This is a genomic window from Saccharothrix sp. ALI-22-I, from assembly GCF_001984175.1.
Taxonomy (GTDB): domain Bacteria; phylum Actinomycetota; class Actinomycetes; order Mycobacteriales; family Pseudonocardiaceae; genus Actinosynnema.
In genome coordinates this window covers 105,077-123,237 of record NZ_MTQP01000066.1, presented here as the reverse complement: position 1 = coordinate 123,237, position 18,161 = coordinate 105,077, and the positions used below count along the sequence as shown (strand labels likewise).

At 70.7% G+C, this 18,161-nt stretch carries 20 protein-coding genes and 1 pseudogene; 7 read left to right on the top strand and 14 right to left on the bottom strand.

Annotated elements, in window-relative coordinates:
• Positions 1-3 precede the first annotated feature (3 nt).
• Complete coding sequence (locus tag ALI22I_RS29165; protein WP_077008770.1) at positions 4-600, bottom strand: TetR/AcrR family transcriptional regulator; 597 nt, start codon at positions 598-600, stop codon at positions 4-6.
• Between the two features lie 85 nt (positions 601-685).
• On the opposite strand from ALI22I_RS29165, the gene ALI22I_RS29160 reads away from it, so the two are divergent.
• Positions 686-1,609 (top strand): SDR family NAD(P)-dependent oxidoreductase, encoded by a 924-nt coding sequence (locus ALI22I_RS29160; protein ID WP_077009278.1) that lies wholly within the window; start codon positions 686-688, stop codon positions 1,607-1,609.
• Positions 1,610-2,028: 419 nt separating this feature from the next.
• On the opposite strand, the gene ALI22I_RS29155 is transcribed toward ALI22I_RS29160, so the two are convergent.
• From ALI22I_RS29155 to ALI22I_RS49685, 4 genes are all read right to left on the bottom strand, one after another.
• Positions 2,029-2,820: an SAM-dependent methyltransferase gene (locus ALI22I_RS29155; protein WP_238598625.1), complete on the bottom strand. Its 792-nt coding sequence runs from the start codon at positions 2,818-2,820 to the stop codon at positions 2,029-2,031.
• Positions 2,821-2,905: 85 nt separating this feature from the next.
• The gene (locus tag ALI22I_RS51270) at positions 2,906-3,052 is read right to left on the bottom strand and encodes a hypothetical protein (protein ID WP_179118405.1); all 147 of its coding nucleotides are present in this window, start codon (positions 3,050-3,052) and stop codon (positions 2,906-2,908) included.
• Positions 3,052-4,776, bottom strand: coding sequence for a hypothetical protein (locus ALI22I_RS29150; RefSeq protein ID WP_202971093.1), 1,725 nt, complete (start codon positions 4,774-4,776; stop codon positions 3,052-3,054). The genes ALI22I_RS51270 and ALI22I_RS29150 overlap by 1 nt, the downstream gene beginning before the upstream one ends.
• Before the next feature lie 28 nt (positions 4,777-4,804).
• Positions 4,805-5,020, bottom strand: a complete 216-nt coding sequence (locus ALI22I_RS49685) for a hypothetical protein (RefSeq protein ID WP_202971092.1) — start codon at positions 5,018-5,020, stop codon at positions 4,805-4,807.
• Positions 5,021-5,129: 109 nt separating this feature from the next.
• Here ALI22I_RS49685 and ALI22I_RS29145 point away from each other — a divergent pair, with 109 nt between their 5' ends.
• On the top strand, positions 5,130-6,830 hold the full coding sequence (locus ALI22I_RS29145) for a glycosyl hydrolase (RefSeq protein ID WP_077008767.1): 1,701 nt from the start codon (positions 5,130-5,132) through the stop codon (positions 6,828-6,830).
• Here the strand turns inward: ALI22I_RS29145 and ALI22I_RS29140 are convergent.
• On the bottom strand, positions 6,811-8,919 hold the full coding sequence (locus tag ALI22I_RS29140; RefSeq protein WP_077008766.1) for a putative bifunctional diguanylate cyclase/phosphodiesterase: 2,109 nt from the start codon (positions 8,917-8,919) through the stop codon (positions 6,811-6,813). The two genes, ALI22I_RS29145 and ALI22I_RS29140, sit on opposite strands and share 20 nt — an antisense overlap.
• Before the next feature lies 1 nt (position 8,920).
• The gene (locus ALI22I_RS29135) at positions 8,921-9,751 is read right to left on the bottom strand and encodes an SAM-dependent methyltransferase (protein ID WP_077008765.1); all 831 of its coding nucleotides are present in this window, start codon (positions 9,749-9,751) and stop codon (positions 8,921-8,923) included.
• 203 nt (positions 9,752-9,954) lie between these two features.
• Between ALI22I_RS29135 and ALI22I_RS29130 the strand changes: the two genes are divergently transcribed.
• Both ALI22I_RS29130 and ALI22I_RS29125 read left to right on the top strand, forming a co-directional pair.
• Positions 9,955-11,304: a cytochrome P450 gene (locus ALI22I_RS29130; RefSeq protein ID WP_077008764.1), complete on the top strand. Its 1,350-nt coding sequence runs from the start codon at positions 9,955-9,957 to the stop codon at positions 11,302-11,304.
• A 43-nt stretch (positions 11,305-11,347) separates the two neighbouring features.
• Positions 11,348-12,349, top strand: a complete 1,002-nt coding sequence (locus ALI22I_RS29125) for an alpha/beta fold hydrolase (RefSeq protein WP_083752095.1) — start codon at positions 11,348-11,350, stop codon at positions 12,347-12,349.
• 50 nt (positions 12,350-12,399) lie between these two features.
• Here the strand turns inward: ALI22I_RS29125 and ALI22I_RS29120 are convergent, their stop codons facing one another.
• Complete coding sequence (locus ALI22I_RS29120) at positions 12,400-12,792, bottom strand: ATP-binding protein (RefSeq protein WP_083752094.1); 393 nt, start codon at positions 12,790-12,792, stop codon at positions 12,400-12,402.
• A gap of 140 nt (positions 12,793-12,932) precedes the next feature.
• Positions 12,933-13,202 (bottom strand): helix-turn-helix transcriptional regulator, encoded by a 270-nt coding sequence (locus ALI22I_RS29115; protein ID WP_077008763.1) that lies wholly within the window; start codon positions 13,200-13,202, stop codon positions 12,933-12,935.
• Positions 13,203-13,284: 82 nt separating this feature from the next.
• On the opposite strand from ALI22I_RS29115, the gene map reads away from it, so the two are divergent.
• Complete coding sequence (gene map / locus ALI22I_RS29110) at positions 13,285-14,115, top strand: type I methionyl aminopeptidase (protein WP_077009275.1); 831 nt, start codon at positions 13,285-13,287, stop codon at positions 14,113-14,115.
• 144 nt (positions 14,116-14,259) lie between these two features.
• Here map and ALI22I_RS29105 read toward each other — a convergent pair whose 3' ends face one another.
• Complete coding sequence (locus ALI22I_RS29105; protein ID WP_143532494.1) at positions 14,260-15,321, bottom strand: hypothetical protein; 1,062 nt, start codon at positions 15,319-15,321, stop codon at positions 14,260-14,262.
• A gap of 118 nt (positions 15,322-15,439) precedes the next feature.
• On the opposite strand from ALI22I_RS29105, the gene ALI22I_RS52520 reads away from it, so the two are divergent.
• Positions 15,440-15,640: a hypothetical protein gene (locus ALI22I_RS52520; RefSeq protein ID WP_077008761.1), complete on the top strand. Its 201-nt coding sequence runs from the start codon at positions 15,440-15,442 to the stop codon at positions 15,638-15,640.
• Between the two features lie 64 nt (positions 15,641-15,704).
• Here the strand turns inward: ALI22I_RS52520 and ALI22I_RS29095 are convergent, their stop codons facing one another.
• Positions 15,705-16,166: a VOC family protein gene (locus ALI22I_RS29095; RefSeq protein WP_077008760.1), complete on the bottom strand. Its 462-nt coding sequence runs from the start codon at positions 16,164-16,166 to the stop codon at positions 15,705-15,707.
• 294 nt (positions 16,167-16,460) lie between these two features.
• Here ALI22I_RS29095 and ALI22I_RS29090 point away from each other — a divergent pair, with 294 nt between their 5' ends.
• Positions 16,461-16,829: an STAS domain-containing protein gene (locus ALI22I_RS29090; protein ID WP_077008759.1), complete on the top strand. Its 369-nt coding sequence runs from the start codon at positions 16,461-16,463 to the stop codon at positions 16,827-16,829.
• Between the two features lie 29 nt (positions 16,830-16,858).
• Here ALI22I_RS29090 and ALI22I_RS29085 read toward each other — a convergent pair whose 3' ends face one another.
• From ALI22I_RS29085 to ALI22I_RS29075, 3 genes and pseudogenes are all read right to left on the bottom strand, one after another.
• Complete coding sequence (locus tag ALI22I_RS29085) at positions 16,859-17,164, bottom strand: hypothetical protein (RefSeq protein ID WP_077008758.1); 306 nt, start codon at positions 17,162-17,164, stop codon at positions 16,859-16,861.
• Positions 17,164-17,487, bottom strand: a pseudogene (locus tag ALI22I_RS29080) (general stress protein); the annotation flags it as partial. The pseudogene ALI22I_RS29080 and the gene ALI22I_RS29085, both read right to left, overlap by 1 nt.
• Before the next feature lie 113 nt (positions 17,488-17,600).
• Positions 17,601-18,056 carry an Hsp20/alpha crystallin family protein gene (locus tag ALI22I_RS29075; RefSeq protein WP_077008757.1) on the bottom strand — a complete coding sequence of 152 codons (456 nt, stop codon included), beginning with the start codon at positions 18,054-18,056 and terminating at the stop codon, positions 17,601-17,603.
• Positions 18,057-18,161: the final 105 nt, after the last annotated feature.

Below are 18,161 nucleotides of genomic sequence, written 5' to 3'. Positions count from 1 at the left end.
TGATCAGGCGATGTCGGGCCCGGCCAGTTCGCTCAGCTGTGCGAACGCGGAGTCCACCGCGCCCGGCAGCGTGGTCGGGTCGCCGCCCGCCAACTCGCGCCCAGCCTGGAAGCACGCCAACGCGATCTGCGGCGCGAGGGCGGCCACCACGGGCGGCGCGCCGTGGTCGAGCAGGGTGGTGTGGAAGACCTCGGCGAACCGGGCGTACTTGCGGGCCGCCCGGTCGCGCAACTCCGCGTTGTCGTTGAGCAGCTTCTCGTGCGCCCGGTAGTGCTCTTCGTTCGCGGTGAACTTGTGGCACAGCTCCAGCACCACCGCGCGGATCTGCGCCACGGCGCCCGCCAGGTCCCGGACCGGTGGCTGGGCGCGGTGCCGCTCGGTCAGCTCCTCCAGCAGCACCTGCTCGTCGGAGAAGACGACTTCCTGCTTGTCGCCGAAGTAGCGGAAGAACGTGGTGCGGCCGACCTCGGCCCGTTCGGCGATGTCGGCCACCGTCACGTCGGCGAACCCGCGTTCGGCGAACAGCGCGAACGCCGCCTCCACGATCTGCTCCCGCGCGCGCTGCTGCTTGCGCTCACGCAGCGGCATCCGTCCCGACATGGGCTCAGCATAGCGGTTCGGTACGAAGTTCGGTACGGTACTCAGTACCAGTTAGAACGACGTACCACTCGATGAGGGAGTGACCATGGGAACCACGTTGATGACCGGCGCGAGCCGGGGCCTCGGCCGCCACGCCGCCGAACACCTGCTGCGCCACCACCCGGACCGGCACCTGCTCGTGTTCAACCGCAGGCCCGGGTTGGCCGCCGAACTGGCCGAGCGGACCGGCAACCGCAACGTCTCCGAGGTGGTGTGCGACCTGGCGTCGTTCGCCGACATCCGGCGCGCGGCGTCCGAAGTGGACGGACCGCTGGACGGGTTCCTGGGCAACGCGGGCCTGCAGATGACCAGCACGCGCAAGGTCACCGCCGACGGCGTGGAGATGACCTTCGGCGTGAACGTGCTGGCCTACTACCTGCTGCTGAACCTGCTCATGCCGCGCTTCACCAACCCCGCGCGGATCGTCGTGGTGGGCAGCGACGTGCACGACAGCGACTACAACAGCCTGGGCTTCATCCCGGCGCCGCGGTGGGACGACCCCCGCAAGTTGGCCCAGCCGGGAGAGGACACCGGCGTCGCGGGCAGGCGCGCGTACGCCACCAGCAAACTCGGCGTGATCTACCTCGTGCACGCCCTCCAACGCCGTCTGCCCGAGGGCGTCGACGTCTACTCCTACAACCCCGGCCTGGTGCCGGGCACGGGGCTGGCGCGCGATGCCGACCGGTTCAGCCAGGCCATCTTCCGCGTCGCGGGCAAGGCCCTCGTCGCCCTGCCCTTCGCCACGAGCCCGGCCAAGGCCGGTCGGCTGCTGGCAGAGACGATGACGGGGCCCCGTCCCGCTGACAGCGGTGCCTACATCAGCAAGGGCGAGGTGATCCCGTCATCGTCGGAGTCCTACGACGAGCGGCGCGAGGAAGAGTTGTGGGCCGCCGCCGACGAACTGTGCGGAATCCCGTCGGGTGGCATCCCCTCGGATGGCATCACCCGCACGCCAGACCGTTCAGCGTGAACCCGCCGGGCGCGGCGGACGACGAGCCATCGCGTCTTCCGGCGTAGTCGGACCACACCCGACACCAGTCCCAGGTGCGCCGCACCCGCCAGGTCGACCCGCCGCAACCTACCGGGACACGGTCGGCGGGAGGTGGGTGGCGTGGCCGAGCGTGTGGGCTCGATCGCGCGTTCGGTCAAAGGTCCGGCCGCGCAGCGGTGAGCCAGTTTCGTACCCTCGCCGAGCGCGTCGCGCTGCTCGTCGTCGGCGTGCTGGGGTACCTGTCCGGCCTCGCGCTGAGCGGTGTCGAGCACCTGCTGCCGCGCACGAGGGGGCGAGCACGTCCGCCGGCGCGCGTTGTGAGTGCTCGCCCAGGGCGTCAGGTTGCTCGCAGCAGAGCCAGGCCCGTCTTGACGGGGCGTGACCTCGTCGACGACCGGTCAGGGTTTGCGGCCGACGGCGGCGAGACCGGTGAACCGCTCGGGGTGTTCGTCGACCTCGTCGGGCGATTCCGGCCGCCACAGCGGCAGGTACACCACACCGGGGTCGACCAGGTCGAAGCCGTCGAAGAAGGCCGTGACCTCGGCGCGTGAGCGCATGGTCATCGGGGTCGGGGTGCGCCGGTACAAGTCCTGGTGCTCGTCGGCCTGCTGCGGCCGGCCCTCGTGCGTCGCGTGGGACATCACCAGGAAGCTGCCCGGTGCCAGGGCGTTCCGGTAGTCGGTGATGGTCTTCGCGGGGTTGTCGTCGTCCGGCACGAAGTGCAGGACCGCGACCATCATCACGGCCACCGGCTGGTTCCAGTCCAGCAGTGAGGTGACCTCCGGGCGGGTGAGCAGTTGGTCCGGGTGGCGCAGGTCGGCGTGCACCACCGTGGTCTGTCGGTCGTCGCCGAGGATGCTCCTGCTGTGGGCGACGGCGACCGGGTCGATGTCGACGTAGACCACGCGGGCGTCCGCAGCGGCTGCCCTGGCCACTTCGTGGACGTTGCCCGCGGTGGGGATGCCCGATCCGAGGTCGAGGAACTGGCGTACACCAGCGGACACGCAGTGGCGGACCGCGCGGCGCAGGAAGGCGCGGTTGGCCTGCATGATCAGCGGCAGGTCGGGCCACATCGCGATCGCCTGCTGGGCCATCTTGCGGTCGACGGCGAAGTTGTGCGCCCCGCCGAGGTAGTAGTCGTACACGCGCGCGGCGCTGGGACGGCTGAGGTCGATATCGTTCGGCGCCATGGTCGGCTTCTCCTCTTGGTACATGCCATCCCTCTTTCGCGCCGGCCTGTGGTCGATGTGCTCACGCTAGTCGGTCGATACGCGGTCACGACGGTGCGGCCGGGCTACCGGCGGTGATCAGGGAGTGGACGCGGGTGGCGACCGCGGCCAGTAGGCCGCGCACCTCCGGCGACGCCGCCTCCGCCGCGACCCGGAGGGTGCGCAGGTCCTCGTCGATGCGACGCCGGATCATCAGCACGGGCGCTGGCGAGTTCGCCCCGCCACAGCAGGCCGGCCCGCAGCTGTAGCGTGCGTCGGGCCCGCTCGACATGGCCCGCGCCACCTTCGGCGAGAGCTACCGGGGACGGGGACAGTGCTGTGTGGTGGGGCTCGTGGTGGGGTCCGTGTTGCGGGGACGGTGAAGCCTCGGGTCATCGGCACGCCCCAGTCCCGCCATGGCGGGCACGGTGGTGGCGGCCTGCGGTCGAGGAAGCGGTTCACCTCCTCGGTCGTCGCGTCCGATCCGGGCAGGGATGAGTGGGCTACGCGCAGTGGGCACGTGTTGTGTTCGATCGGCAGCCGCCAGCCGGACGGCTGCAGTGGCAGATCGACCGTCGCGTGCACGGCGATCGCGCGCACGCCCGGGGGTAGCGGGCGGGCGAAGATCGCGGTGGGCGCTGTCGGGTCCGCGAGTGTCTCGCGGGCGGCGGGTGAGTCGGGCTCGTGGTTGGCGCCGAACAGGTTGCCGAGGTGCACCGACAGCCGAAGCAGGTCACCGGCGGTCTTGCCGGGACCGTTCTGGCCCGGTGGCGGGTAACCCTGGATGCTCTGCCGGAACGGGCCGTTCAGGACGAGCACGTCGACCTGGGGCGCCATGCCGCCGGCCACGGCGGTCCAGGCCACCCACGCGGCGTGGGAATGGGCCATCACCATCAGCGGTCGGGGCAGGTCGCGGACCTGCTCGGCGAACAGCGCCGCCTGCTCGGCCATCGGCCGGTGGGTGTGCACGGCCTCGAAGGGTGCGCCGGTGCGGATCGGGCATTCCGCGACTCCGCGGGGCTGTCCGTCGCCCGGCCCCGCATAGGAGTAGTAGTAGATCTGATCACAGGTCAGGCCGAACTTCTCCGGTCGCGTGTGGAACATGCCGCCGTTTCCCGAGGAGGAGTTGATGCCTGACATGACCATCATCGAGCCCTCCCTGGGTGGGGGCCGGGGCGCGGGCTCGTGCGGGCGGGTGGCGATGAACACGGTGCCCGCCACCGTGGACGCGGCGGCGGCGACGGCGAGGCGGCGCCGCGCTCCGGGCCTGGGCGGCCGGCTGAGCAGCACGATGGTGAACCCGGTGGCCAGCGCCGAGACCGGCACCAGCGCCACCGTCACCATCGGCTCCGGCCACGCGTCGGTGACCACACCGAGCAGCACGATCACCGCGGCGTAGGGCAGCATGACCCCGACGCGCAGACCGCCGCGCCAGGTTCGCCGCAGTGCCGTGCGCAGCCGCGGACTGCCCTGCCATGGCACCGGGCCGGCGAGCAGACCGAGCGCCGCCACCAGCGCCACCGCCGGCCAGAACAACCGCGCGAACAGCATCGCGAAGGCCATGTAGTCCAACTGCGCGCCGACGAGCACCGGTAGCAGCACAATGCCGTAGAACAGGGCCGCGAACCGCACCGTGGCCCGGCTGGGGCCGCCGAGCATCACGGCCATCGCCAGGACGCGCACGGTGAGCACCAGCACCAGCAACAGCACGAACGCCGGCACCGAAGTCGCCCGGGTGAGCAGCACCCGCAGATCGGCGAACAGATCCATCGGCGGCAGCGCCAGCAGGTGGGGCAGGCCCGGCCACGGGGGCAGCACGTTCGTCGCCGCGAGCACGGTCACCACGACGGTGACAACGGCCAGCGGCAGCAGTCGGCGACGTCCGGAACACCCGTTCATGGCCTCTCGGGCTGCGTGGTCGAGCAGAGAACTGGTCAAGTGCACAGTCTGGGCGACGACCCAGTCGTCAGGCACCCGGAAGGTGGAAGCATCGCCTGCCCCGCTCGTTGTTCTGGACGACGTACCGGCCGCCCTCGATTGTCGTGGAGCCGTACTTCTCGCAGATCGTGGTCGCGGCGGCGGCCTGCGGTGGGCTGATGGCGATGGCCGGTCCATCCACCAATCCGGCGACGGCCGGCCCTGGGGCGGCCAGTCGGGGACTCGTGGATGCGTTGACGAACAACTCCTTTGTTGTGCGTGTCGTGCGCCCTATGCTCTCTGGGAGCGCTCCCAGAACGCATAGGGACCGAGGCTAGCGCCCCTGCCAACGACGGTGAAGGGACAAGAACGACGTGAGGTTGTTGCTGCTCGTCTCGCTGTTAGCCCTGGCTCTCGCCCCACCCGCGGCCGCCGCCGCGCCCGGCGACTGGATCGAGGCCGAGGACGGCGCGTTATCCGGCGTGGTGGTAGAGACGACCGTCGAAGGGTTCTCCGGAACCGGTTACGTCACCGGGTTCGACGAGGCCGCGGACCACGTGACCATCACCATCCCGGACAGCCCGGGAGGCCTGCACGACCTCACCGTCCGCTACGCCACCCCGTACGGCCCGAAGACGGCCTCGCTGTCGCTCAACGGCAGCGGACTCGGCGACGTCTCCTTCCCCGAGCACCCCACGTTCACCTCGATCCCCGCGGGCAAGGTGTTGCTGCGCGAGGGCGACAACACCATCACCATCACCAACAACTGGGGCTGGTACCTGATCGACGCGATCAAGGTGACGCCCAGCGCGCCGCGACCGCCGCACCAGGTCACCGGCGCGCTCACCGACCCGGCCGCCACCCCCGAGGCCAAGGGCCTGATGCGCTACCTGGCCGCGAACCACGGCAAGAACACCCTGTCGGGCCAGCAGGACCAGGCGAGCATCGACTGGGTCGAGCAGAACATCGGCAAGGCGCCCGCGATCGCGGGCCTGGACCTGATGGACTACTCACCGAGCCGGGTCGAGCGCGGCACGGTCGGCCGGGACGTCGACCACGCCCTCGCCTACGACCAGCGCGGCGGCATCGTCACCCTGGCGTGGCACTGGAACGCGCCGAGCGGCCTGATCGACCAGCCGGGCAAGGAGTGGTGGCGCGGCTTCTACACCGACGCGACCACGTTCGACGTCGCCGCCGCGCTGGCCGATCCCACGTCGGCGGACTACCGGCTGCTGATCCGGGACATGGACGCGATCGCGGTGCAGCTCAAGCGCCTCGCGGACGCGAAGGTGCCGGTGCTGTGGCGACCGCTGCACGAGGCCGAGGGCGGTTGGTTCTGGTGGGGCGCCAAGGGGCCCGGCCCGGCCAAGGAGCTGTACCGGCTGATGCACCAGCGCCTGGTCGGCCACCACGGCCTGCACAACCTCATCTGGGTGTGGAACTCGATCGCGCCCGAGTGGTACCCGGGTGACGACGTGGTCGACGTGGTGAGCATGGACTCCTACCCGCCGCAGGGCGATCACGGCCCGGTGATCGGACCGTACGAACGGCTGGTCGAGCTGGGCCGGGACCGCAAGCTGGTGGCGCTGGGCGAGGTCGGCTCCATCCCGGACCCGGAGCTGGTGCGCGCCTACGAGGCCCGCTGGAGCTGGTTCGTCACCTGGTCCGGCTCGTTCATCCAGGACGGCGTGGTCAACCCGCGCGACTTCGTGCAACGCGTCTACCACGACCCGCACGTGATCACGCTCGACGAGTTGCCGGACTTCAAGACGACCCGCGGCGACTGCACGGCGACGATGCGCGTGGTCGCGCAGTGGGGCACCGGGTTCCACGCCGAGGTCACCCTGCGGCACGCGGAGAACGCGCCGTCCAACGGCTGGCAGGTGTTCTGGCCGCTGGGCCCCGGTCAGCACATCCGGCACGTCTGGGGCGCGACCGTCATCAGCGACGGCAAGACCGCGACCGCGCGCAACCTCTCGTGGAACGCGGGGGTGAAGCCGGGGGAGAGCACCACGTTCGGGTTCCTGGCCGACGGCGTCCCGAACGCGTCCGTCTTCACCTGCACCATCGGTTGATCGCGTCCGGTGGACCGGCGGGAGCGAACAGGGGGCCGGACGCGGTGTCCGCACCCACCTCCCGCCACCACCGGGCTTGTCCGGGTGTCGTGACGCCGACCGCGGTCAGGCCGACGCCGGCGTCACGCACCACCTCCAGCACACGGGCCAACGCCCCCGCCACGGCCGAATCCGGCTCCGCGGCGGGCGACTGGGTCATCCGCACCGCGCGCACCGGCAGCCCCTCCAGCAGGCGCAGCAGGTCGGCGGGCGCGGCGGTGAACTCCTCCAGCTCCACGCCGACCTCGTCCTCGGCCAGGTAACGCAGGTTGTCGGCCGCCTCACCGCGGTCGCCGAACAGCGCCTGAGCGGGCGCGCCCAGCCGCAGCGACGACGGCGGCAGCCCGGTGTCGGACAGCACTTCGCGCACCACGCCGAGCAGGTCCGGGTCCGCCGCCTGGCTCGGCGTCAACGCCCACCGCACCGGCAGGTCGCGCCGCAGCTCCCGCCGCCACGCCCGCGCCTGGTCGCACGCGACCCGCAGCGCCCACTCGCCCAGCGGCACGATCAGCCCGGTGTCCTCGGCCAACGCCAGGCACTGCTCGTGCGGCAGCCCGCCCAACTTCGGGTGGTCCCACCGCAACAACGCCTCGACCGACTCGATCCGCTCGTCGGACAGCCGCACCACCGGCCGGTACAGCACCTGGATCTCGCCGTTCTCCCACGCGCCGGGCATGGTCGCGGCCAGGCTGAACGTGCGCCGGTCGCGGCCGTCCTCCGCCCGGTCGGCCAGCTCCCACTGCCGGCGGCCGTTGCCCCTGGCCCGGCGCAACGTCAGATCCGCCGAGTCGAGCAGGGCCGACGGCGCCGAGTCGCGCGGCGGCCGGTGCACCACGCCGATCGTCGCCGACACCGCCACCCGGCTGCCGCCGGAGTGGAACGGCACGGACAGCAGGTCGTTGATCCGCCGGATCATCGTCACCACGTCCGGTGTGGTCGGCGTGTTCTCCACCAGGATCGCGAACTCGTCGTGGCCGAACCGGGCCACCATCGCGGTCTCCTCGACGACGACCGCCTGGAGCCGACCGGCGACGATCTTGAGCACGTGGTCGCCGACCTCGCGGCCCAGACCGCCGGTGATCCGGGAGAACCCGTCCAGGTCGAGGTGGAACACGCTGATGCCGGTGCCCGGGTCCGCGGTGCGCAGCGCCTGTTCCAGCCGGCTGGTGAAGTACTGCCGGTTCGGCAGCCTGGTCAGCACGTCGTGCAGCGCCTGGTGGTTGAGCTGGCCCTGCAGCAGGTTGACGTCGGTCGCGTCCTCGGCGAGCACCATCACCTGCGGCGGGCCCTCGATCCGGCGCAGCGGCGACAGCGTGAGCGTCACCCAGGCCAGCTCGCCGTCGGCGCGCAGCAGCTGGCGCGGCTGGCTGATCGACGCCGTGCCGCCCGCGATCAGCGCCGCGAAGTCGGCCCGCAGCCCGGCCCGCTCGTCCGGGTGCACCAGCTCGAACAGCGACATCCCGGTCAGCCCGGCCGACTGCCGGTCCAGGATTCGGGCCAGCGCGGCGTTCGACCGCACCAGCACGCCGTCCAGGTCGGTGGTCGCGATGCCGGTGGACAGGTGCTGCTCCAACAGCTCGAACCGGGCCTCGCTGACCTGGAGTTCCGCCTGGGCCTGGCGCATCGCCCGGTACAGCGAGCGGCCCAGCTGCTCCTGCTGGGCCAACGTGGTCGCCCTGACCCGGTCCACGAACCCGGCCGCGAGTGAGGCGATCACGTCGACCACGCGTTCGCGCAGCTTGTCCGGCGGGGCGAGCGAGGGCATGCCGAGCAGTCCCTTGCTCACGATCTCCACCGACACCTGGAGGCTCTCGGCCGATGTGCAGTTCATCGCGACCAGCGCGTCGCCGGCCTCCCGGCCGGCGCGCTGCGCCAGCGCCTCGGTCACCACCGCGGCGCACAGCCGTTCGACCAGGCCGAGGAGTTGGCGCTCCAGCTCGGCGTTGGCCATCGGGACGAACGTCTTGGAGCTGAGCAGGTAGGCCCACTTCTTCGCGAGCTTCGTGCGGGCGCGCAGCCCTTCCGCGTCCTGGGGGAGCGGAGCGGTCATCTCAGTGGCCTCCGGTCACCGGCTTGCGCCCCACACCTGCCCAGACCTGGTTGTTGTCCTCGGCCTGGTCCGCGATGTCGCCGACGCCGCCCGGCCGCCACAGCGCGTGTCCGACCACTCCCGGCTCGACCAGGTCGTAACCGTCGAACAGTTCCGTCACCTCGGCGTGCGTGCGGTACACCAGGTTGTCCTTCGACTTGCTCTCCCGCACGGTGTCCGCGGCCCGACGCATGGTCTCCGCCCGTTCGTCGGCGGTGGCGTGCGAGATCACCATGTAGCTGCCCGGCACCAGCCGGTCCCGGTAGCGGGCCAGCAGCTTGCCCGGCTCCTCGTCCGGTCTGACGAAGTGCACGACCAGCAGCAGGAGCAGCGCGATCGGCTGGTCGAAGTCCAGCAGCCCGGTCACCTCGGGCCGGCTCAGCACGTCCTCCGGCTCGCGCAGGTCCGCCTGCACGGCCGTGGTGTCCGGGTCGTCGGCCAGGATCAGCCGGCTGTGCGCGATGGCCACCGGGTCCTTGTCGACGTAGACCACCCGGCAGCCCGGCGCCACCTCCTGCGCGATCTCGTGCACGTTGCCCACGGTGGGGATGCCCGAGCCGATGTCCAGGAACTGCCGGACCCCGCGCTCGGCGAGGTGGGTGACCGCGCGGCGCAGGAAGGAGCGGTTCAACCGGACCAGGTCGCGCGCGCCGGGCAGGACCTTGAGCATCTGGTCGCCCATCGCGCGGTCCACGGCGAGGTTGTGCGCGCCGCCCAGCAGGTAGTCGTAAGTCCTGGCCACGCTAGGCACGGTGATGTCGATACCTTCGGGTACCCAGTCCAGGTCGCTCATGGCGCACTCCGGGGGCTTTCGAGCTTCGGGGGGTGGGATCGGGTGGGTGAACTATGACATCCAACCGTCTGTGTGCCGACGGCACCAGCGGTTCCAACAACTTAACTCTAATGCGCGATCCCGGGACGTCCGAACGGTGCATAGAGTGCACGCGGTCAATCACCTTGTCCGAAGCGCTTGCCGGAGTCTAGGAGCGGCACTCCATGACCGCCAGTCAGAATACCGGTGACGCCGGAAAACATGAGGCCCCCACGGTTCCCGGCCGATTACCCGGGCTCGGCCACACCGCCGCCTTGCTGCGACAACGTCTCATGTTCACCGCAGATCTGCGGTCGCACGGCCCGGTCGTGCGCGTCTTCCTGGGCAGGATCCCGCTGCACTTCGTCACCACGGCCGAATTGGCGCACCAGGTGCTGACCGGCGAGACCGACAAGTTCGACAAGGGCATCTTCGTCGACAAACTGCGCCGCGCGTTCGGGAACGGGCTGGTCAGCACCAACGGCGATTTCTACCGCAGACAACGTCGGATGATCCAACCCGCGTTCCACCGCCGTCCCCTCACCCGGTATTCGGAGACCATGACCGCACTGGCCGTCGACCTGGCCGATTCCTGGCGGAATGGACAAACCGTCCGGTTGGACCGGGTAATGCAGGACCTGGCCATCTCCATCGTCGGCCGCACGCTGTTCTCCGCCGATTTCGGGCCCGCGGTGAGCGCGGAGATCCGGGCGCACACCCCGACGTTGATCCGGCTGGGCGTGCTCCGCGCGTTATCCCCGCCCGGTCTGGAGAAGCTGCCGATCCCGGCCAACCGACGGTTCGACCAGGCCGTCGCGCGCGTGCACCGGGTCGTGGACGACGTGGTCGACTCCTCCCGCGGCGACCGGGACGACCTGCTGTCCGTGCTGCTGAACGCGCGGGACGAGGACACCGGCGAGCCGATGGGCCGGCAGCAGATCCGCGACGAGGTGGTCACCCTGCTCACCGCGGGCACCGAGACCTCCGGGATCGCGCTGGCCTGGCTGTTCCACGAACTGGCCCGCAACCCCTCGGTGGAGCGGCGGGTGCACGCCGAAGTGGACGACGTGCTCGGCGGCCGTGCCGCGACCATCGACGACGTCCGCAGCCTGCCGTACCTCCAGCGCGTGATCACGGAGGTGCTGAGGGTCTACCCCCTGTGGCTCACGCTGCGGCGCACCAACACATCGGTCTCGCTGGGTGGCGTGCGGCTGCCCGCCGGCACCGAGGTCGGCTTCAGCCCGCACGCGCTGCACCACGACCCGCGCTACTACGACGAACCGGCGCGCTTCGACCCCGACCGGTGGCTGCCCGAACGCGCCGCCGCCCTGCCCAAGGGCGCCTACGTGCCGTTCGCGGGCGGCCTGCACCACTGCCCCGGCCACGCGTTCGCCCACCTGGAGATCGCGATCGTGGCGGCCACTCTCGCGGCCCGCTGGCGGCTCGTGCCCGTGCCGGGGAAACCCGTGCGTCCCAGGGTGATCGGCCTGCTCTACCCGAACCGGCTGCCGATGACCGCCCACTCCCGTTCCTGACCTGTTCGATCCGTTCGCCTGATGAAGATGGAGGTCGTCCTTCTTGCGGTACTCACTCGCCGTCGGCCTGGTGGCGCTCATGGTGGCGTCGTCACTGACGTCCGCGTCCGCCTCGGCCGGTGCCAGGTGTCGTGATGTCGACGCGCCGGTGACCGTCCTCGGTCACCGCGAAGTCGTGCACGGCAGCCTGTGCACGCCGGCCGCCGGCGCCGCCACCGTCCAGGTGCTCATCCCGGGCGCCACCTACAACAGCTCCTACTGGGACTTCCCCGACGGGAAGCACTCCTTCCGCGCCGCGCAGAACGCGGCAGGGTTCGCCACCTTCGCCGTCGACCGGCTCGGCACCGGCGGCAGCTCGCGGCCACCGGCCGTGACGCTGACCGCGTTCGTGCAGGCCGACGCCATGCACCAGGTCGTGCAGGGCCTGCGGTCGGGCGCGTACGGGCCCCGGTTCAGCCGGGTCGTCATCGGCGGTCACTCGCTCGGCGCGGCGATCAGCGCCGTGGAGGCGGGTACGTACAAGGACGTCGACGGCGTGCTGCTGACCGGCATGACGCACCGGGTCAACCCGACGGGTGTGGCGGCCGCGTTCGCGAACTTCCGGCCGGCCAACCTCGACACCAAGTTCGGCGTGCTGTTCCCGTTGGGCTACCTGACCACCGCGCCCGGCACCCGCTACGACAGCTTCCACGCGCCCGGCCGACTCGTGCCGGACGTGATGGCGCTGGAGGAGTCCACAAAGGATGTTTTCGCGCCGACCGAGGCCGTCGACGGGCTCGGCGTGGCCGTGCTGCTGCCGTACAGCCTGCTGATCAACGTGCCGGTGATGACCGCCGTGGGCAGCCACGACGCGGCGGTGTGCGGCCCGCTCGCCACGAACTGCTCGACGTCCGAGACGCTCCACGCGGCCGAGGCGCCGTACTTCCGCTCACCGCTGCGGGCGTACGCGCTCCCCGACTACGGCCACTCCATCAACCTCGCGCCCAACGCGCGGGACTACTACTCGGCGGTCTCCTCCTGGGTACGGGAGGAGGTGGACCGCTGACGGGTGGTGCGGGGTCCGCACGCGCCGCGGACCCCGCACCACCGCTTCGGTCATCTCGTGGGCACCTCCGCCCACACCACCTTGCGGTCGTCGTGACGATCGAACCCCCAGTGCACCGACAGCCGGTTGACCAGCAGTAAGCCGTTGCCCAGCGACGGGTTGTCGGCTCTGCCGAGCACGGGCAGCAGGCTGGGGCTGCGGTCCTCCACCTCGACCCGCATCACCTGCCTGTCGTCCGTCCGCCACAGCCGCACCCGCCACGGTCCCTCCGCGTGCCGACGCGCGTTACCCACCAGTTCCGCGGCGATCGACGCGAGGTCGGCGACGCGCTGCTCGTCCACCTCGTAAGCGACCTGCCGCACCCAAACGCCGATGCCGTCCAGCGAAGGGGTTCCGCCCAGTTCCAGGTCGAGCCCGTCCTCAGGCAGCTCCACCATGTTCATGGCACGCTCCTCCAGCACCCTGTCCGCTCAAGGCGCAAGCAGGAGGTAGCCGTTTGGCGCAAGCGCCAAACCACGTCTTCCCTCACGTCCCCTGTGGCGACGTATCGTCCCAGGTCAGGGCTGGTGAAGGGGAACAGCGGCTACGAGGCGGCTTCCAGCGGCAGGTCGCTGCCGCGCCAGGTGGCCGCCAACTCCTGCACCGGCAGGTCGAGGGCCTCGCCGAGGCGGACGATCGTGCCGAATCCGGGGGAGGGCAGGCGGCCGGTTTCGATCTTGCGCAGGGTTTCCGGCGAGATGCCGGCCGCGTGCGCGACTTCCGCGAGGTCGCGTCCCGCCCGCGCGTCGCGCAGCAGGGCGCCCAGACGCCGGCCGGCTTCGATCTGTTCGGCCGTGAGCGGTTGGCGGACCATGACCCCAGGGTACGGTTGGTATTTCTATACCGGCAAGTGCTAGCGTCTCGGTATTATTATACCGTCTGTGTGCGAGGTGCTCGTGATCGAACTGAAGTCGCCCGCGGAGATCCAGCGCATGCACGTGACCGGGCGTTTCGTCGCCGAGGTGCTCACCGAGGTCGGCCGGATCGCCGACGTCGGCGTCAACCTCCTCGACCTGGAGCACCACGTGCGCGGCATGATCGAACGGCGCGGTGCGGAGTCGTGCTACTGGGACTACGCGCCGTCCTTCGGGGAGGGCCCGTTCCGCAACGTCATCTGCCTGTCGGTCAACGACGCCGTCCTGCACGGCCTGCCCCACGACTACACCCTGCGGGACGGGGACGTGCTCAGCGCGGACCTCGCGGTCGGCATCGACGGCTGGGTGGCCGACTCGGCGCGCACGATCGTCGTCGGGACCGCCGCCGAGGAGGACCTGCGGATCATCCGTGCCACCGAGGAAGCGCTGGAGGCGGCGATCGAGGTGGCACTGCCGGGCAACCGCCTGGGCGACATCTCGGCGGCGATCGGGGCGGTGGCCCGTGACTACGGCTACCCGGTCAACACCGAGTTCGGTGGCCACGGCCTCGGTCGCACCATGCACGAGGCGCCCCACGTGTCGAACAAGGGAAAGGCAGGGCGCGGCCTCAAGCTCCGGCCGGGCCTGACCCTGGCGATCGAGCCCTGGTTCGCCCGCACGACCGACCGGATCGTCTACGACCCCGACGGCTGGACCATCCGGTCGGCGGACGGCTCGCGCACGGCACATTCCGAGCACACGGTGGCCATCACCGAGGACGCCCCCTTGGTGCTCACCCGGCGTGAACCGGAGCACCCCGCGACGCGGGACGATTCCGCCGGCCGCGGACCAGGCGCCCACATCGTTGCCTAGCCGGGTGACTCCGTTACACCGGCCGACAGTCACGCGTGCCCGCGGCGGTCAGGGCTTGTAGTAGTACGGGGCCCTGGCCCTGGCCGGGACCTTGGCCCGGGTACTGACCCTGGCCGGGACCCTCGCACTGGGTTGGGCGCATGACTAGCGTCCCGCGCCCAAAGCGGCCGCGAGGGCCTGGAGGTCGGCGCGCAGCAGGTCGTGCCCGGCGGTGTCGGTGCAGCCGGTGGACACCTCGATCTGGAGGTCGTCGGACGTCGGGATGCCGATCCGGACGTCGGTCCCCGGGTGGTCGAGCCGCATGTAGTACAGGCCGGGGTCCATGCCGGCGTCGTCGTGGAGCCGTTCCTCGACGGTGCCGATGGTGTCCGGCGGCAGGTCGGGGCCGACCAGGCGCAGGCTCAGTGCGGCCACGTCGGGGGAAGGGCCGAGGAACGTGTTGTTGTTGCGATCGCACGGCCGCGTCCTGAACTCGACCGGCACACCCGGCAGGGTCGGGTAGTCGCCCAGTCGTTCGGTGAGCGCGCGGACCGCGGCCGAGGTGGCCTCGGTCGAGTACGGGCCGGAGTACGTGGACCGGTCGAGCAGTTGGAGGCCGAGCAGTCCGGCGAAGAACGTCCACACCACCAGGCCGAGTGCCAGGAACCCGCCACCCACCGACAGCCGGGGCGTGTAGTCGCGCGCCAGGGTTCCGCCGTCCAGACCGCCGCCGTACGAAGGCTCGACGTCGGAGTGGGACTGCAACGCGTCTATGAACGCCACGCGTCGGTCGAAGTCGCGCCACCGCACCCGCACCGGGCCCGAGGTCGTGTCCAGTTCGACCACCTGCCGGTTGAACGCCTCGGCGCGGCGCGAAGCGATGATCAACCCGATCACCAGCGACTGCGGCAACCAGAACGCCAGCCAGAACGGCTTGGCCGAGACGGTGCCGACACGCACCCCGGTGATCGACCCGTACGGAATCCGGCCGTCCGACAGCACCAGCGCGTCCGGCTCGAAGTGCGCGTACCGCGGCCATCGCAGCGCCAACGCGGCCGCGACGCCCGCGACCACCAGATCCGCCGTCGTCATCCACCAGTAGTACGACCGCTCCGGGGTCACCGTGATGCCCCAGACGTGCCAACCCGCCGCCAGAACCGCAACCCCGACGACGGCCCACGCCCACAGTGACGCCGACGACAACACCACCCGCTGAGTCCGACTCACCTCACGGAGACGAGATCAACGGCTGTCCGGTTCCGTCGACTGCGGGATCACGCACGGGTTCGGCAGCCGGCGCGCGTCGCCGCCGGCCCGCTCCGGCCACATCGCGAGCAGTGGAGCCGTGCGCGGCTGGATCAACGACGGCATCAGCCCGATCGAACGCGTCGCCGCCGCCTACGCGGGACCGAACCCGGTGGTCTGGGAGTGGTACTGGCCCGCCCGCCTCACCGTCGACCTGGACGTCGCCGCCCCGTCCTCCAACACCTTCACCCACAGGGTTACACCTTTCCTCGACCGGCTCGTGCAAGGCCGGGCACGGTAACGGCAGGGCCGCACGCCGGCCGGGACCGGCCGTGCGGCTTCCACGACCACAGCCGGGCTGTGGGTCAATCCAGGCAGAACTCGTTGCCCTCGGGGTCGGTCATCACGATGTGGCCGGCGCTCAGCGGGGGAGCGGGCTCGTGGCGACGTACCCGCTTCGCTCCCAGCGCGACGAGCCGGTCGCACTCGACCTCCAGGGCCGCCATCCGCTCCTCTCCCTGCAGTCCGGGAGCCGCGCGGACGTCGAGGTGGACGCGGTTCTTCGCGACCTTGTCCTCCGGCACCTGCTGGAAGAACAGCCGCGGGCCGTGCCCGTCCGGGTCCTCGATGGCCGATTTCGTGTTGCGCTGCTCCTCCGGTACGCCGATCCGCGCGAGGAAGTCGTCCCACGCGGCCAGCGGGTCGGCGTCCTCGGGCAGGTCGACTCCGGGCGGGCCGGGGTGGACGTAGCCCAGCACGTCGCGCCAGAAGGAGGACAGCGCCTGCGGGTTGTGGGCGTCGAAGGTGACCTGGACGTGGCGGCTCATCGGAGTGCTCCGTTCATAGCGGTTTCGCGTGCAGGTAGAGGTTGCGCAGGGTCGGGCCCGTCCGCATCCACGGAGCCACCCTGACACCCTTCGCGGACAGATTCGGTCCTCTATCGCCGGCGTTGTGGGGCGCAACTCGTGCGGATGTTTGGAAAATTGTTTCGCGGGTAGCGGCCGGGGCGGTTGTACCGTCGAAATCGCCCGGCGAAGCCGAGAGCTGTGAAATCTGTTCGAGTCGAGCAGCGTGCTCGAACGACGCAACTCGTGGCCGTCGATTTGTGAGGAGAGCCCGCCATGACCGAACACACCACGGGCCGCGTGACCACCACCGAACTGGACGACGGCCTCCTGCTGGTCCACGTGTCCGGTTCACTCGACGCTGCATCACACCGACCCGTCGCGGCCGAATTGAACGCCCTCTTCGAGCGGCGTCCCCCGTCGATGGTGCTGGACCTGCGCGAAGTCGACTTCATGGGATCGGCCGGCATCGCCCTGCTCATCAACGCCAAGCACCGCGCCGGCAGGCTCGGCACGCCCTTCGCCGTCGTCGCGGACAGCCGCTCCGTGCTGCGGCCGTTGCAGATCAGCCAGGTCGACGGAGCGCTGCCGGTACACCCGACCGTGGACGCGGCGGTCGCGGCGGTGCGCCTCGTGTCGACCTGACCCGTGACGGCCGACGCTCGGGAACGCCTTCAGCTCACCGCCTTGGCCGGTATCGGCGAGCGTTGCGCCCTCAGGTGGGTGAGGTCGTCGTCGGCTGGTTCCAGCAGTACTCCGCCGGTGTGCAGGTGGCGGGCCACGGTCCGGAGATCCGCGACGATCTCGCGCATGGTCTCGGCGGTCGGAGTGCTGTCGGGACGGGTGTCGGACAGCGTTCCGCTGACGGGAAGCGCCTGTGCGTGGTCGGCCAGTGTGTCGGCGAGGTCGGCCAACCGGTCCGTCAACTGCCGGGTCTGACGGACCGCGCAGCGCAGCGCGTCCAGCGTCAACGGAGGCATGACAGCGTGCCGGACGCTTGGCGCAGCGTGTCGTCTCCGGTGCCGAACACGGCGAGCAGCAGTCCGACGAACAGTCCGAACCAGGCGCCGGACGCCGCCCCGCCGGCCAGGACGCGGCCCCAGGTCAGCCGGGTGGTGACGCGTTCGACGACCATCGGGTCGACGCCGACGATCGTGACGTCGTGCACGGGGAAGCCCTTGTCCGCCAGGTGGTCCACGGCGCGCTGGGCTTCGGTGTAGGTGGCGTAGGAGCCGATGGGTCATCCCGTGGGCGGGGTCGGCACGCTTGTCGGCTCGCCGGTCAGCAGCGGGGTGGTGGTCATGAGGTGTCGTCTCCTCGGTGGGTGCTTGAGTTCGTGCCGACACGCCCCGACCGCGAGCCCCGGCCTGCCGGTCGGGACAGGCCGGGGCTCGCACGTCGGTCACCTGCTCGGGGTCACTTGCCGTTGATGGCGATGCGTCGCGGCTTGGCCGCCTCGGTCTTGGCCACCCGGACGGTCAGCACGCCGTCGGCCAGGTCGGCCTGGACTTTGTCGGCGTCCACGTCGTGCGGCAGCGTCACCCGGTAGGAGAACTGGCCGGTGCGGCGGGTGCGGTGGCGGAACAGGCCCTGGCGTTCCGTCTCCTTGAGTTCACCGCCGATGGCCAGCTCACTGCCGTCCAGCTCGATGGTGATGTCGTCGCGCTTGACACCGGGCAGCTCGACCTCGACCAGGTACGCCTCGTCGGTCTCGGTCACATCGGCCAACGGCGACCACAACCGCCCGCCTTCGTCCACGCGGCCGGCCACCGACTCCATCCAGCGGCCCAGATCACGGTAGAGGTCCTCGAACTCCCGGAACGGGTCCCACCGGCCCAGTGGACCGGACGACCGCACGGCTGGCAGTGCCATCACTCCACCTCCAGAAACGATCAACCAACCACATGGTGTCCGGAGCGCACCTCGTGCGGCGCGCTCACCTCCTAGAACGAACCTGCGCGCCCCAGTGTTCCCATA